The sequence below is a fragment of the Pseudoalteromonas prydzensis genome (assembly GCF_001661495.1).
Lineage (GTDB): Bacteria > Pseudomonadota > Gammaproteobacteria > Enterobacterales > Alteromonadaceae > Pseudoalteromonas > Pseudoalteromonas prydzensis.
This window is the reverse complement of record NZ_BDDT01000013.1, coordinates 17,872-34,678: the sequence shown is the minus strand read 5'-3', so window position 1 is coordinate 34,678 and position 16,807 is coordinate 17,872. Positions and strand designations below refer to the sequence as shown.

At 43.1% G+C, this 16,807-nt stretch carries 10 protein-coding genes; 2 read left to right on the top strand and 8 right to left on the bottom strand.

Annotation, left to right across the window (positions count from 1 at the left end):
• Positions 1–9: 9 nt before the first annotated feature.
• Complete coding sequence (locus tag A7968_RS18010) at positions 10–1,119, bottom strand: tRNA nucleotidyltransferase/poly(A) polymerase-related protein (RefSeq protein ID WP_064667957.1); 1,110 nt, start codon at positions 1,117–1,119, stop codon at positions 10–12.
• Positions 1,120–1,247: 128 nt separating this feature from the next.
• Here A7968_RS18010 and A7968_RS18005 point away from each other — a divergent pair, with 128 nt between their 5' ends.
• Complete coding sequence (locus A7968_RS18005; protein ID WP_064667956.1) at positions 1,248–2,165, top strand: ExeA family protein; 918 nt, start codon at positions 1,248–1,250, stop codon at positions 2,163–2,165.
• Between the two features lie 13 nt (positions 2,166–2,178).
• Complete coding sequence (locus A7968_RS18000) at positions 2,179–3,207, top strand: general secretion pathway protein GspB (RefSeq protein ID WP_064667955.1); 1,029 nt, start codon at positions 2,179–2,181, stop codon at positions 3,205–3,207.
• Here the strand turns inward: A7968_RS18000 and A7968_RS17995 are convergent.
• The 7 genes from A7968_RS17995 to A7968_RS17965 all read right to left on the bottom strand — a co-directional run bounded on the left by A7968_RS17995 (position 3,204) and on the right by A7968_RS17965 (position 16,759).
• Complete coding sequence (locus A7968_RS17995; protein WP_064667954.1) at positions 3,204–5,876, bottom strand: TonB-dependent receptor; 2,673 nt, start codon at positions 5,874–5,876, stop codon at positions 3,204–3,206. The genes A7968_RS18000 and A7968_RS17995 overlap by 4 nt on opposite strands.
• 86 nt (positions 5,877–5,962) lie before the next feature.
• Complete coding sequence (locus tag A7968_RS17990) at positions 5,963–6,991, bottom strand: FecR family protein (protein WP_064667953.1); 1,029 nt, start codon at positions 6,989–6,991, stop codon at positions 5,963–5,965.
• Between the two features lie 23 nt (positions 6,992–7,014).
• Positions 7,015–7,593 carry an RNA polymerase sigma factor gene (locus A7968_RS17985; protein ID WP_064667952.1) on the bottom strand — a complete coding sequence of 193 codons (579 nt, stop codon included), beginning with the start codon at positions 7,591–7,593 and terminating at the stop codon, positions 7,015–7,017.
• A gap of 77 nt (positions 7,594–7,670) precedes the next feature.
• Positions 7,671–10,415, bottom strand: coding sequence for a beta-N-acetylhexosaminidase (locus A7968_RS17980; protein WP_064667951.1), 2,745 nt, complete (start codon positions 10,413–10,415; stop codon positions 7,671–7,673).
• A 144-nt stretch (positions 10,416–10,559) separates the two neighbouring features.
• A complete protein-coding gene (locus A7968_RS17975) occupies positions 10,560–12,845 on the bottom strand; it encodes a beta-N-acetylhexosaminidase (protein WP_064667950.1) in 2,286 nt (761 codons plus the stop codon).
• A gap of 83 nt (positions 12,846–12,928) precedes the next feature.
• Positions 12,929–15,457 carry a TonB-dependent siderophore receptor gene (locus A7968_RS17970; RefSeq protein WP_064667949.1) on the bottom strand — a complete coding sequence of 843 codons (2,529 nt, stop codon included), beginning with the start codon at positions 15,455–15,457 and terminating at the stop codon, positions 12,929–12,931.
• Between the two features lie 105 nt (positions 15,458–15,562).
• Positions 15,563–16,759, bottom strand: coding sequence for a cyclic di-GMP phosphodiesterase (locus A7968_RS17965; RefSeq protein ID WP_064667948.1), 1,197 nt, complete (start codon positions 16,757–16,759; stop codon positions 15,563–15,565).
• Positions 16,760–16,807: the final 48 nt, after the last annotated feature.

Genomic DNA, 16,807 nt, shown 5'->3' with positions numbered 1-16,807 from the left:
CGTCGGTACTTAACTTAAAAATTGCTGAAATACTTCTAACCGCGCTTGTTCTAGCGCGGTTTTTATTTGCGCGCCTTTGATCCCTTGGGCAATAAATTGCTGCGGGTTGATTGCTCTTGCCGTGTTGGTTGCTGCTAATAATTTTTGTTGATTGCCAAGTGGGGCGGCTTGATTAATTTCAATTGCCTTAAGTACTGCTTCAAATCGCTCCGGGCGACGCCATAAATCAAGTTGGTTACAACAGGCAAGTAATTGCTCTGCGGTAATTGTTTTACTTGTTAAGGTTGCAAGGTGAGCATTGAGTTGTAATGCGAGATCGCGTACGTCATTGGGTAAGCGAATCGTTTGGCTCATTGCTTTTATGTCATCGGCGGTTAATGAGCTGGAGGCTTGTGCAAACAATAATGCTTGATCCGTTATATTTTGGCTTTGTGCGTATGCGTAACGGGTTTTTAATTGTTGGTATAGCTCATTACTCCAATTACTTGCTAAAGCTGGGCTAATTGCGGTGAGCGCCCCTAGTTGCGCTAATATATTTAAAAATTCAGCAAATGCACCATCCGCGAGTGACTTTTCACACTCTAGCCAAATACGTTCTGCGGTCAGTGTTTTCAGCTCGCCACGGTTGATCATCTGGGTTAATAATGCTTGAGTTTCATCGGCAATGGTAAAGCCTAGATAGTGGTAGCGTGCGGCAAATCGCGCAACACGTAAGATACGCAGCGGATCTTCACTAAATGCTTCGGATACATGGCGCAAAACATGATTATCTAAATCTTGCTTGCCACCGTAAGGGTCAATTAAGCTGCCATCTTCCGCTTTAGCGATGGCGTTAACCGTTAAATCACGGCGGCGTAAGTCATCTTCTAAAGTGACATCGGGCGAGAACTCACACACAAACCCGGTATATCCTTGGCCTTGTTTACGTTCGGTGCGGGCGAGGGCATATTCTTCTTTGCTTTTAGGGTGCAGAAATACCGGAAAGTCTTTTCCGACTTGTTGATAGCCTTGTTTGAGTAATTGTTCTGGTGTTGCGCCTACAACCACGTAGTCGCGCTCTTTAATAACTCGCCCAAGTAGTTCATCGCGAACCGCGCCACCCACCAAATAAACTTGCATAACTCACCCTGAATATTAACTGTGCAAACTATTTTACGTTATTTCACTAATAAAACGCTAACAAGGTTTTCACTTAGCGCATTTTTTTGCCATTATAGGCGCTGATTTACTCAGTAAGGAAATTCAGGGTGTATTTAAGCTACTTTGGCTTGTCAGAAAAACCATTTTCAATCGCGCCAAACCCACAGTATTTGTTTTTAAGTGAACGTCACAAAGAGGCTTTGGCTCATCTAACCTATGGTTTAGGTGAGGCGGGAGGCTTTGTATTACTTACTGGCGAAGTGGGCACAGGAAAAACTACCCTTACCCGTAGCTTACAAGAGCAATTGCCTGAGAATACGCAAGTTGCTTTGATCCATAACCCTGCTTTATCGCAGCTAGAACTATTGGCGAGTATTTGCGATGAATTCAGCATTGCGTACGATGAGCAAAATGCCACGTTAAAAACCTTAACGGATGCAATTAAAAAGCACCTTGAAGCGAATCATCACGCCGGTGGACACACTATTTTAATAATAGATGAAGCCCAGCTACTAGCCCCTGATGTACTTGAGCAGCTGCGATTACTCACTAACATAGAAACTAATCATAAAAAATTATTACAAATCGTGTTAGTAGGGCAACCTGAATTACAAGCCTTACTGAAACGTAATGAGTTACGCCAGTTAGCGCAGCGGATCACTGCTCGTTATCATTTATTGCCGTTAACAGAGGGGCAAACCTTTGCCTACGTTAAACACCGTTTATATGTGGCAGGCTGTGATCGCGGGTTGTTTTCTAATGATGCGTTAAAAACAATTCACTTAGTGACGGCAGGTATTCCACGTTTGGTAAACTTATTATGTGAACGCTGTTTAATGGGCGCTTTTTCGAAGCAGCTAACTATGATTGATAGTGATATAGTAATGCGCTCTGCACAAGAAGCGTTACCGCCCAGTGCATTAAATGCCGTTAGCATAGATCAGCAGTCGTCATTTAATTGGCTTTATCCGTTGGCATTTTTAACTGTGCTCAGTCTGGGTATTGGTTTGTCGTTTATTCTTTAATTAATGGTCATATATGTCGTACTTATTAGATGCCTTAAAACAATCAGAACAACATGACGAAGCGTCTGCACATGACAGAAACGCTGAGCAATTAAAACAGCAACAAGAGCTACAGCGCTATCGTTTTATTGCGATTTCGCTTGGCTTGTTAGTTGCTTTTTTACTGACTTTGATGGCGGGGTTTTCAATTGGTAAATGGTTACAGACAAATTATTTAACTGCGCCAGAGCAAGTGGTAACGAATGTTGATAAGCAAGCAGTAGAACCAGCTGAAAAAGCCCCAACTACTGTCGAGCCTGAGCAATCTACACCTGCGCCAACCAATCCCGCACAAGTTAATCCAACACAAACGAGTCCAACGCAAGTTGCCAGCACGCAGCCTATACCACAGCAGCAGTTTGTTCAGCCTCAGCAATATCAACAAGCTGCAGGGCAATATCAGTGGGTGCAAGTGCCAGTAAATAATATGCCTACGTACCCACAAGGTCAGCCTATGCTAGTGCAAACGCCTAATGGCTACCAGCAAGTATATGCAACGCCTCCGCAATACAACCCGAATAACATGCAAATGCAGCCAAGTAGTAATAATAGCGCTAGCAATATTGATATGAGTAAATACAAGGTATTAGGCAAACCCATGGGGGAGCCTGCTCGCGAGCAGGCAAAACCAGCTGCAACGGTAAGTGATGAAGAACTGGAAACAGTACCAACTGCACTAAAAGATGCGTTTGCCCGTGCTATTGAAGACACGCAAGACACAAGGCCGCATCAAGTTACTCAAGGTACTAAAAATTCATCTTATGCCCAGCCAATTGAGTTATTGCCGGATGCTTTGCTTGCCTTAATACCTGATATTAAATATCAAGCGCATATTTATTCGTCATCGCCAGATAAACGCTGGGTGAAGCTTAATAATCGTGAGCTTTACGAAGGCGATAGCGTTGGTGATTTACGAGTACTGGAGATCACCCCAGAGCAAACCGTACTTAGTTTTGATGATTATGAATTTAGCTTAAAAGCGCTACAGGATTGGCCGAATTAAAATTGATAGCTGAGCGCCACTTTTATGGTACGGCCAAATATTGGTCGTCCATAAAATAACGGTTCTTGATGACTTAAGTCATCCCTTGGATTGCCTTCCGTTAAGCCTAATGTATTGGTGAGGTTTTTCACTTCGAGTTGCGCACTAAGCTGCTCTGTCATTGCATACTCTGCCAATAAATCCCACGTTTGGTAAGCCGGCAATGCAAATTGATTGGCAATATCAGAATAACGTTCTCCCACATAAAACCAAGTGACAGCAACCGTTAGTGGCCCTGCGCTATATTCAGGGGTTAGGCGCAGTTGCAACTCTGGAGTACGAGTAATTTGGTTACCATTAAATCTACTTTGAGGTAATTGCGCGGGAATGCCGTAAAACCCAGCATCCTGCCACACGCCTATCGCAGCAAACTGCCAAGCCTGATTAAACTGATAGTTATACTCAAACTCTAATCCTTGGGTTTGGGTGTTAATTAGCACCGCTTGCTGGGCACTCGCAGCACCTCTGTATACAGTAAAGGGCAGAGGATCAAAGTTAGTATCAAAAACAGTGCCGCTAAACTGCCAGTGCGGTGCTTGGTAGCGTAAACCTATTTCACTCAAGGTTAAGCTGATTGGCTTTCCAAAGTTTTGCTGCGCACGTTGCTCATCGTTTTTAGACCAACCGCGAGCATTGCCATAATTTATCAGTCGAGGCATTTCGAAGGCGTCAGCATAGCGAGTAAACACGGCGAGTTGTTCACTAAGTTGGTAGTTGGCCCCGATACTGAGGGCATTTTCACTAAATGAATCAGTTAGTGAACTTGCCTGAGTGTAATGGGAGTAATAAGTTTTTGTATTGCTCAAGGTTGATAGCTGCCCTTGCTGGCTGTGACTGTTTAGCCTGAGCTGCTCATTGCGTAGAGCAAAATCAACCCTGAGTTTGTCGGTTATTTGCCAGTCTAAGCTTGCATAAAGAGAATGCGACTGCGACTGCCCTTGGCCTTTTAAATACACAGGCCCCGCATAAGATAAAAAGCCTTGCTCGGTAAAATTAGCGACAACATTATCCTGCTGATCCACCAGCACAATATCAAGCCGCTCAGGCTGGTGTTTAACGTCGGTAAGTAATTGGCCAAGCCATTGATCTAAAGGAAGAGAGCTAAAATCGCTGTGGGCGTATATATGCCCCAAGCTGATTGACCAATGCTCTTTTAGGTAGTTAACACTAAAATGATTTATAAACTGCTGTTGCTTATAGTCAGAGTACATTGGGTAGCTTGATGTGATCAGCCCATTGCCATTAAGTTGGCTGGGGTCTTGAATTAACGTTTGATCTGTACTGCGTTGGTATTTGGCTTGCAAGGTGGCATCTGCAAAATGACTTTTGAACTGGTTTACATCATCAAAGAGTAAGCGGCTATTCGCATCAATGATGGTGTCATTGCCTAAGTTCATTAACGTATAAAAGCGATTACTTAAATTTGCGTAACGGGTAATATTATTAAGTTGCAATTGTTCTGACAGCAGCCCTTTAAATTGTACTGTGTAGCTGTTCATTAAAGTATGTTGCGCATCGTCTAAATCGTGTTGGCGCGTGCCTTCTGGAGTATGAAAATTCAATAATTTTAGATCATCGCTAAGCAGTGTGCCGTAGTCATAGGGTAGGCTTTGTAGTTGTTTGATAGTGCCATGATTTTGCATGACTAATGGGGCATAAAAGCTGGTTTTATCGTTTAAGTGTTTGTAGCTAAAATCCAGTTCTACATCATCAGTTAGCCAGCTTAGTCGGGCGCTAAATTGACCGCCTAAATCACTGTTAAAACCCGGTTCGCGAATGCCATTTGAATCTCTGTAAAAACCACCAAAGGTATAAAATAGCTGCTCATTAATGGGGCCACTAAATACGCCATCAAAACGTGTGTAGTCATAATTTAGCGCTTGACTCAATTTGACTAAGTTAAATGGCAACTCTGAGCCGCGACGACCAATATAGTTAACCATAGCAGCTGGGCCGTTGACGGTGAAAATACCACTGCTACCGCCCCTTACTGCTTCAATTGCTTGATGAGTTAAATCTGGGCGTAAAAAAAAATCACTCCAAATACCGTCGTAGGTTATTGGCAGCCCATCTTCCATTAAACTAATAAAACGAAACCCTTCACCCCCTCTCAGGCCACGCGGTGCAACATTGTTATTGGTTTCACCACCGGAATCTTCTACCCAAAAGCCAGTAACGTTTTTAAGGATTTCGGCGCTGGAGTACGGGGTGTGTTGCTGTAGTTGCTGTGCTGATAGGTGAGTGATTGAAATAGACGAATTTAAAATATTACGCGTTTTACCACTGACGCCAGTAACTATGATGCGTTCAAACTCGCTCTGTTTATCTGCTGCTGTTGGGGTTACAAAAATACGCTGTTGAGTGGAGTCTAAGGTAAATTGATAGTGGCTATTGGCAAAGGTTTTAACTAGTAATTGTTCAAGCGTAAAACGCCCTTGTAAAGGGGGGAGGAGGGTAGGCTCTGCTAAATCTGCGGCGCTAAGTTGCCAACCACTTTGCGCGGCAACATCAAGAATGCGCTGCTGCAAAGTAGCCTCAGGTAAATTAAATTGATAGTCGGTGGTAGCATGTACACAGCTACTAAATAATATTAACCAAGGTAATTGCTTGGTTAATAAGCTTAATAACATGGTTTGATTCAATATTTTTATTATTGTCCAAACTTTGTACCATTTTTAGCTCGCGTATGCCATGCCACTTTTAGCTAACTTACTATTTAGTTAACTGTTAACGTATATTCTTTACCTTGTTGAGTCACCGTGATTGGGTAAATTTTATCAAGGCTGTGTAGCCATGAGTCGATTTCAGAGGTTAACAAAGTGCCATTGTAAGTAAATTGACTGAGTTGTTGACTGCCAAGGGTTATTTTCAGCTCACTGTAACGGGCAACATCATTGAGTACATCGCCTAAGCGGGCATTTTGATACACTAAACGACCCTGTTGCCAGTCCATGGTAAGGTTTTCTCCTTGTGCTTTGCTACGCGTAATGGTGCCAGTTTGAGTTATTTGCGCGGCTTGTCCTTGGGTTAATTTAATTGCCTGCTGCTGCGCGAGCGATACCGTGCCCTCAAGTACATCAACGCGAATAGATGTAGGATTTGCACGCACATTAAACACGGTGCCTAGCGCTTCTACTTGGCTTTGCTGATGGCGCACAATAAAGGGTCGTTGTTTGTCTTTAGCGACCGTAAATAGTGCTTCACCTTGGTATAAAGTTAACTCTCGCGAGCTATTACTATAGCGCACCGCTAACTGGCTATTAGCCCCTAAATCCACTCGGCTATTATCAGCTAAGGTGATAGTACGGTGTTGGTTAATAGTGGTACGAAAAAACTGATTTTGTACATTGGTCATTGCGGCACTGTTATTTGCAACCGTTACTGTCTTATTGCTGGGTTGTTCAACATTAATAAATACGGTAAAGCTTAATAAGAAAAACGCCGCAGCAAGGGCAAAGTAGCCTATACGAGAGCGTTTTTCAGCACGTTTACTGATATCGTTTACAGGTGGTATTTGCGCAAGTTGTTGCTCTACATAATCGGTATCTAGCTGGGTGGATACTTGCCATAGTTGCTGCATTTTTTGAAAAATATCACGGTGCAATTCGCTTTGCGCCAACCAATCATGTAACTGAGCTGGGTAATGCTGGCTGTTATTAACAGACAGTTGCTGATCTTCTAATAACAGCAGCCAATCAGCGGCTTGCTCTTCAATAATCGCTAAATCGTCAGGTGATGGGTTCATGCTAATATCCTTAAAACTCATGATCAAAGCTCATGTTGTAACTGTTGATAGCAATGACGAACTGCACGTAATACATATTTTCGTACCATACTGGGAGATATTTGTAAGGTCAAAGCGATTTCTTCATAACTTTGACCACGAATTTTATACAGTAAAAAGGCCAGTCTACATTTGTCTGGTAAGCTGGCGAGGGACTTTTCCATTTCTTTAAGTAACTCTTGGTTATGGTGATTCTTCTCAGGGTTGGCACTGTTGCCAGGTTGCGGCATTTGTTCACTTTCGTCAGTGTGCTCCGCAAACGGACTGCGGGCTTTGCGACGAAGCTTATCTATGGTTAAGTTGGTGGCTATTTTATATAAATAAGCTGCAATATAGTTACTCACTTGCGCATCTTCTAAACCTAACAGTTTTACAAATGCTTCTTGTGCTATGTCCTCTGCTTCACGCTGATCAAGGCCTTTAGCCATAATATGGCGCACCAACTTTTGCTGTTGTTGTAAAAACAACTGCTCAACCTGCTGACGGCGCTTGGCATCGGCTTGTACCGCCACCGGAGCCTCGTTTGCGGCTTTCTTTCGTTTAAATGACAATAAAGGTGGCATGGCTACGCATCCTATTCTTCCATTTATAGTACAACGTGAGTTGCACCAAAAGTACAACCCACGTGCAGTTTGCTTAGCTAGTTAACTGTTGCGACGCGGCTTACTTTGCCAGAATCACTTACCGTTCTCAGTTGTACACTTGCTGTTGTTGTTAGCGATACCGGACCTTGATAACTTTGCCACGTTGCGCCTTGATCGAGTGAATACTCTGTTGTCATACCAACAAATCGTGTATTCACTATAAGTTGACCGTTTTCAATATTGCCGCCGGGTAGTGGTATGCGGTAATTAACGCCAATTTGTGCTGGCATTTGAGCATTAATATCGACCACTTGGTAATAGTCCAATAGTGGTAGAGCGTATTGCCCTAAGGTATTGGTGAAGGTTTGCCAAGCTTGCTCCATAGCGGCTCCTTCGGCTGGCATGCTCTGCACCCACGCACGCTCAGCTGCCCCTAGTAACTTAGGGAAGGTCATGTAATCTAAAATTTCGGGGGACTTTTGATTTTCACCAAATAACTGTGCTTGGATCCCCTGAATATTTTGTTTACCAGTGTCATTGAGTAATATCCAGTTTGGGTTCCAAGGCACAGGATTACCTAGCTTGTCAGTTTCGGCATTGGCGTAAATATTAAACGGGCGATATTCAAAGGTTTTTTTCGTGTCAGTGTAGCCCGCCCAATGATAGCCAATTTCATCAGGGTGTTTATTGTAAGCTAAATCCAAATACAGGTTTGTGGCATGAGAGAGCACCACTTGATAACCCTGATTGGCAAACTTATAAGCTTGATGCTCATTGCCCCAGCCCCATACATTGTTCCAAAAAATAGGGTAGATGGTGCCATAATTTACGTTGCCGGTGCCATTATGTGATAACACATCGCCCCAGGTTGCCATATCAAAACCATGCTGATTGACGATCTGTTTCCAACGTAAGAAAAAGTAATCAAACAATTCAGCATCAGTTTTACCTGCTGTGTTTGGATTTTGTTGTACCGCAGGAGATTGAGCCCACCATTCATTTGGTCCTAAGTGCGGCAGTTCATCACCACCGCCATGTAAGCGAGTAAGCTTAGCATCTGGGACTGCATCGTAGATTGCGCGGGTTTCACTGATTATATGGTTTAAAAATGTAAAGGTGCTCTCAAGCGCTGGATTAACAAAGTTATCAGTATAAAATTGCGGTGTGTAGTATTTGGATTGATCAAGCGGATCGATAAGACGATATTTGTTTGCTTCTGCTAAGTTGGTGTCTTTATATTTATTAAAGCGATGCTCCATTGCTTTAATGGCTGCTCTAGCATGGGCAGGGAAATCATATTCGATGATCACATCTATATGTCGGTCGGCGGCATACTGTAAAATCTCTTTGAAGTCATTAACAGTGTAGTAGCCCCAACCTTTGCCTAAGTAGTTTTGCTGCGCAACTTCAAAACCTTGAAAGCTAGGAGCAACGCCTAAATTTGCTTCGTTGCGATTAGCTGGCTTATTGGCAATACCATCACCCGCTGCAAATTCATTGGCTGCGCCCATAAACGTATGTAGCATGTTTTCTTCGTTAAGATCATAACCACGCTTGGCCCCAAAATCCGTGAGTTCAGGAATTCCAGGGATCTCAATACGCCAGCCTTCATCATTGGCAAGGTTAATTTCGAATTTGTTTAATTTATAAAAAGCCATTAAATCTAGCAGCTTGAATACCGTTTCTTTAGATTGAAAGTTTCGTGCTACATCGAGCATCATGCCGCGATAGGCAAAGCGGGGCGCATCGAGAATAACACTTGCGGGTAATACGGCATTGTCAGCTAAAGTTGTTGAGTTCTTCGCATTTTTATACACCGAAGTGGGGATCATTTGGCGTAATGTTTGAATACCATAAAACACCCCTTGCGCATCACTACCGGTAATTTTGATGCCTGTAAAAGCATCAATCTCAAGTTTATAGCCGCTGGTGTTGGCTTGGCCGTCTTGATCAGTATCGAGACTGCTATCAATCTGGAGCATTATTTGGTTTGGAGTATGTTGTTGGCTGGCATTAATGGCAAAGCTACCACTGAGTATATCGCTTAGCGCGGTTTGTAAATAAACGGCTTCTTTTGTCAGCGCTGCTGAGGCTGTAATTGTAGTTAGCTGACTCATTAAGGTTAAAAATTCATTGTCAGTGGTTACTACCGAATGAGGCTGAGGAACAAGTTGGTTTTGTAACGATAAATTAGTAAGCGGCGCACTGTTTTCGCTAAATCGCAATGCACTGTTTTGCACTGGCATATTATCGTTTGCTGTTTGTGTGGTTTGCTTTGGATCAGTTGGATCCATATACACATCTACTAATACCGCCTGAGGTGTTTGGTTATCATAGCTAATATGAAACCCTGAAGGAGAGTCATTTTTTAGCATTTGCCAATATTGGGCGATGATCTCTATTTCACGGGACTCACCAGGTTGAATTGGTGTAAATCCAGCGACAGGTTTTAATACAAAATAGTCGCCACTTTTTGCCGTATCGGCATTATCGAGACTTAAATGTTGGGCAGCAATATGCTGGCGAGCCAATTCACCATTAGGATCTGAACTTGGTAATACGCTAGCTGGCGGGCGCACTGAGCTAAAGTATAACGCCCAGCCACTTTCCCCTAGAGGCTCTAGGCCATTGTTAGTAATAGTGAGGCTACCCATAAAGATATTTTCGCCAATACCATGATCAATCACTTGCCAATTTAATGCTAAGTTATCTGGATTTGGTTGGGCGTTACTAAATTGACTCGCAGTGAGTAATGCTAATACTGAAAGTGCGGTGGTTAGTTTTTGTTTTTTCACAAACATAATGGCTCCTGAGCATTGTTATTATCGGTAGAGCGCTTACTGCAAGTTGACTCTAAGGTTATAAACGCTTTTAGGGGACTGTTTGGGAACGAAAAACTAAAAAAAGCCCTAAATACGCAATTAGTATGAGGGCTTTGGGCGGTTTTAGTTTACGGCAATCTCATCAATATAAAGTGGTAGCTTAGGGATTTGCGGGTCATCAGATTGCTTACTATTAATCGCAATGACTTTTAAATAGCGTAATTTCACACCATCAAATACCAGAGTAGATAATGGTCCTTGCGGGTTATTGTCTTCAGCTAAGTTTTGCCAAGATTGTTGATCGTTTGAGCCCATAACTTGAATTTTTACGGGTGGGTGGAGTTGGCGGTGGCGTCCACTGTTGTAACCCAGTTTAACTTGCGTCACCAAGGTGGGCTCTACAAAGTCAATGGTCGCTTCAAGATCGGTGTCGTAAAAAATAGCGTAATCGTCACTGCTGTAAAATTGATCATAGGCAAATTGGCCATCTTGTAATTTGGCTGCTGAATCATCGGCAGCAGTATTACTAAGGGTAATTTTTTTAGTTAATGCCAAATGTGGGTTGAGGGTAAGGCGGGCATCACCAACTAACTGCCCGATTGCATCGGCATAGCTTTTTGCACGCAGTTGCGTTTCTTTAGTAATGACTAACGGCTCTTTGTAGATCATTGATGAAAGTGTTGGCTCTGTGCCATCTAAGGTGTAGTAAATGCGTATGCCGGCAATCTCGGTGCTGATCTCTGCCTGTAAATTATTACCTATCACTGTGCTGCTTATAGCTGGTTTGTAGGCGCTACTAGCCGTATTGATATGCATCTGTTGGTAACGTTTAAATAATGCTGGTAAGCGGTTTTGGCTATAGTCAGACCAAGATTTATTGTCTTTGTTAGACCACAATGTTTCAGCTAATGCACTTAACCGCGGAAACAGCATATACTCGGCGTGACGAGGGGTTTTAATGTACTCAGTCCATAAAGCGCCTTGTGCGCCAATAATGTAAGCTTGTTGCTCAGCGCTTAAGTCATTGGGTTGAGGGTCATACTGATAGACATCTTGCAACCCCGTCAACCCATGAATTGCTTTGGGTTCATCTAGATTACGTGATTGATAAGCATCAAAATAAATATATTGATACGGGCTCATGATCACTTGATGGCCCATTTTCGCCGCTTGAATACCCCCTTCAGTGCCACGCCATGACATGATCAAGGCATCATCTGCAACCCCGCCTTCGAGTATTTCATCCCAGCCAATTACCTTTTTATCAAGTGCTTGCACTATTTTTGCGACCCGTTTAATAAAGTAGCTTTGTACTTGCTCGGGGGTTGTAAGATTATGCTGCTGCATTAATTTTTTCACCTCAGCACTTGCCAGCCACTGCTTTTTAATCACTTCATCGCCGCCGATATGAATATATTGGCTCGGGAATAGTTCCGCCACTTCTTGGTAAATTACCGCTAGAAACTCAAAGACATCTTCACGCGGGCATAGCACATCTTCAAAAATGCCAAATTTTTCTTGTACCGAAACGGCTTGTTGATGACATGAAAGTTCAGGGTAAGCGGCAAGGATTGCAGTGCTATGGCCTGGAATATCAATCTCAGGGATCACTTCAATATGGCGTGTTTTGGCATATTCAAGCACTTCTGTAATTTGTGCTTTAGTGTAAAAACCTGATACCGGTTGGTTATCAAACAGTGGCTTATAATCATAAGTATGGCCTACTACTGTATGTGGGCGGGTGCCACCAATGGTGGTAAGTTTTGGATAAGCATCGATTGCAATACGCCAGCCTTGGTCATCGGTTAAATGCCATTGAAAAACATTAAACTTATGCATAGCTAGCCAGTCAATGTAACGTTTAATAAAAGCCACATCGAAGAAGTGTCGGCTCACATCTAAATGCATGCCGCGATAACTAAAGCGCGGCTCATCGTTAATTTTAACTTGTGGAATAAGCCAGCTTTGGCGGTTGATTGGCATCCGCGATTCTATTGCTTCGGGCAATAACTGACGCAGAGACTGCATCGCCCAAAAGAGTCCCTGTGCAGTACTTGCTTTGACTTCAATAAATTCTTTTTCAACAATTAATTGATAGCCTTCAGCGCTAATAGGGCGCTCAACAAGCTTAAAAAACACGCTATTTTTAACGGTGTTATTCGCTTGCGTTACGGGTAATTGGTAGCCTGTTGGTGGGCGCAGAAAATCAGCAAACTGCTGCGCGACCGCTTTGGCTTCATTGTGGTTATAGTGAATTTCAGTATCGTAAGCCAAACTAAAACTGCCTTGATTATAGTGACTGCTGGTTGGTTTTGGGGTGATCTGTGCAAATGCAAAGTAGGGGGTAATAAGTAATAGCAGTGAGAGTAGGCTGCTTTGTAGGTATATAGCAAAATAGCGTTGAGGCATTGTAACTTCCTGAGAAAAGCCCGCAATAGCGGGCTTGGTTAAACTAATCAGCACTGGGCATAGCGCAAATTAGCAAGGGGACTTTAAAAATTAAGGGTTAAAGATGCGCTGATAGTGCGCCCTAAAATGGGTCTGGCGTAGTAATAGTCATAGCCTGCTTGAACATCGTTAATTGCTCGCGGGTTACCCTCGGTTAAGCCAAGTTCATCGCTGAGGTTGGTGGCTTTAACATGTAAGGCAACGCTGTCATTGAAGCGATAATTGATACCCATATCAACGGTGGTGTAAGCGGGTAGTTCAAATTTGTTTTCGCCATCAGAGTAGCGCTCACCTAAATGATGCACAGTTAAATAGACATCACCATCGTCAAAATAATAAGTAGGCGTTAGGCGTAATTGCACTTTGGGAGTGCGTTTAACTTGCTTGCCATTCCAGTGTGAGAACACACCGGTAAAACCTTCCATCTTCGGGTTTTGTACCACACCGGTTAATTCCAGTTGCAATGAATCAAGTGCTTGCCAAACAGCCTCAAATTCGACCCCATCGGTGATGGTGTCAATGGTTTGGTTGGCGACTTCACCATTGCTACCAGTAAAGTTACGCTCTACTAAGTCATTAAATTTAGTTCGAAATAAAGTGACTGAGGTTCCTAGGGTGTCGCCTGAATAGCGAGCGCCAAGTTCGCTAAAGGTGAGGTTTACACTGTCATTAAAATCGGCATCAATACCGGCATGAATGTTTTGCCCATAACTCATTAAGCGTGGCATTTCAAAGGCATCAGCGTAGCGGCCAAACATGGAAACATCGTCACCGAAGGTGTAATTAAAGCCCACTGTCCATGCGGTTTCTGTTTCATCACGTTGTTTTGATAAATATTTTGTTGAGGTGGTATCAACGTAGTTATTAGCTAGGTTGTTATCTACATCATTGCCACTTGCATCAAATGCGCCATCAACAGGTTTTGCAAACTCAGTGCCAGATGCTGTGCTATCAAGCTCTAGCCATTCAACGCGAATACCGCCATCCAGACGTAAGTTGTCAGTTGCTTGATATTGCTCATTAATAAATAATGAGTTTGAGGTACTAGTACCAAATGCTGTCGCTTGCCCCCAGCCTGGTGCATATCCAGTTGAGCCGTTGTCGGTGAGCTGACCAACCACTTGCTGGTTATCATCAACAGCAACAATATCAAGTAATCTGGCATTGTCTTTAACTTCGGTTAAAAATTGCGATTCCCATTTATCAACAGGCAGTGAATCGGCATCGACATAAGCAAATAACCACCCCATAGTGAAAGTGTGTTTATCGCCTTCGTAGGTAAAGTTAAGCTTATTAACAAACTGCTCTGCATCGTAGCGAGAATACAGCGGGTAGCTAGTCGTAACTAAGCCGTTGCCATTTAAATTACTCACATCATTAAGCATTTCGCCGCTATCTACATAACGATACTGCGCTGCTACAGCGCCATCATCAGCAAACTGATCAAGCATTGCCAGTACATCTTGTTGGCCAAGTCGGTCATTGGCATTGACTAAGGTTGAGTTGTCAAAGTTAAGCAAGATATACATGTCGTTTTCAAACTTTGAGTAACGCCCGGCGGTGTTAAGTAACCAGCGATCATTGAGCTCCCAGTCAAGGTTATAGCCTAAGGTACTAAACTTAGTGTGCTGACCGTCTTTAAGATCGCGCGTTTGGTAGCTGCCATCTTCTTGTAAGTAATTTAAGAAGCGCTGACCATTACCAATTAACGTACCGTGTTGCGGATCAACTCCAGGAATACCTTTGGGATTGTTTTGATCTTGCAGCGGAATTGGCACAAAGAAGGTGGTGTGATCATTTAAATGTTTAGCAGAGAGGGTAAGTTGACCTTTATCAAACTCGCGCACAAGATTGAGCCTAAGCTGGCCACCGTGATCGGCGGTAAATTCGGTATCTCTTACTCCGTCTGAACGGCGATAAAAACCACCTACCGACATTTTCCAATTATCACTGATAGGCGTGCCGTAAAAAAATTCGCTGCGATACATGCCATAATCGGCCGTTGTGAGCTTTATAGTGGCTTCTTCAACGTCATCAGGTTTACGGGTAATAAAGTTAACTAATGCCGCGGGGCCGTTAGTAGTTAGTAAGCCTGACGTACCACCACGAACAGCTTCCATATGTTCGATGGTAATATCTTGGCGTTGATAAAAATCTACCCACACGCCATCGTACACCACAGGTAAGCCGTCTTCTTCAACGCCAATATAACGAAACCCTTCGCCGCCTCTCAGGCCGCGCGGCGCTACATTGTTATTGGTTTCACCACCTGAGTCTTCAACCCAAAAACCCGGCACGGCTTCAAGTAAATCAGCGGTACCAAGCGGGGCTTCTCGAGCAAGTTGCTCTGCATCTAAGGTGGTGATTGAGACTGATGATTCTAGTTTGGTTTGTCCGCGGCCACCACTGCCTGTGACAACGATGCGCTCAAGATCCAGTAGTTTTTTTTGTTCACTGTTTTGTTTGCCGTTTGGCTGTGAGTTTTGTGCTGCAGCTAGCGCACTGCCACTGAGTAATGCGCTACTAATAGCCAGTGCAACGAGATGTTTTTTATAATCTGTTTTGTTGTTCATCGTATTCCCTTCGTTGTTGTTGTATCCAAAGCTGACGGATTATTGGCTTTGTAAATCTATAAACGAACGAAGGAGGCGTTTTAGGAATTTTTATTTATAAAAATGTCACGGTAAAATTGAATGCTTAAAAAAGCGAATTAAATCAATATTAAAATCGGCAGGCTTCACGGCTGCTTCTAAACTATCTTGAGCACGATTATGCGCCAGATCAATATCGGTTACTTCGGTGTAATGAGCGTGTTTTGCGTTATAGAAGGTTTTAACCACCGGCTTTAGCGGGCTACTAGGGTTACTTTTGGTCACTAAACCGACTTTTTGACTGGAGAGCTTTACTAGAGTCCCCACCGGGTGAATACCAATGCACTGAATAAACTTAGTTAATAGCTCGCCATCAAAGCTGTCAGGACAACCGTCTTTGAGTATTTTAAAGGCTTTTATTGGCTCCATGCCCGCTTTATAAACCCGCTCAGCGGTTAGGGCATCGTATACATCAACAATCGATGCCATTCTCACATATTGACTAATTTCATCGGCTTGCTTTGCAAACGGGTAACCTGTGCCATCTAATCGTTCGTGATGATACCCAGCGATGTCGACGGCAATACCTTTAAGACCTGATTTTTCTAAAATTTGCTTACTAAACAGGGCATGATTTTGCATGATTTTATATTCATCATCAGTCAGTTTGCCTGGCTTATTAAGAATTTCGTCAGGGATCTGAATTTTACCAATATCATGTAATAGCGCACCGGTGGCAAGCTCTTCAATCAGTGCTTTATCAAAGCCTAAGTGTTTGGCAAAAATGCTGATCAAAATAGATACATTAATCGAATGCTCTAGCAGGTAAGTATCCTTTTCACGCATTCTGGTTATGCAGGCAAGGGCATCTTGGTTACGAAATACAGAATCAATAAAGCCACTTGCAAGCTCTCTAAATGGCGCGATATCTATAGTGTTACCGGCTTTTATGTCGGTGAATGCCTTGCTTTGTAATTGCTTTGCTTCGGTGTAGAGTTTTAACGCTTTATCCATCTCTTTTTCAACACTGTGTGTTGTGTGCCATGGATCACGGTGTTTTGGTGGGACAACTTTTACAGTTTCGGTAGCGACCGCCGGGCTTTGCGCAACAATGGTTTTATCAGGATCAATCTCAACTTCTAAGATGCCCGCTTTTATAAGTTGCTGTACACCAGCTTGTGTTTTGACCCAACCTTGGTTTTTGATTTTTATTTTACCCGTTTGTTTGGTCACGCTTTGTACAAACATACCTGGGATAAGTTGAGCAATTGGGATTATTTTCAATATACTTACTTCATACTAAATAACTGTCCTTTAAAGCTAGCAAACTTT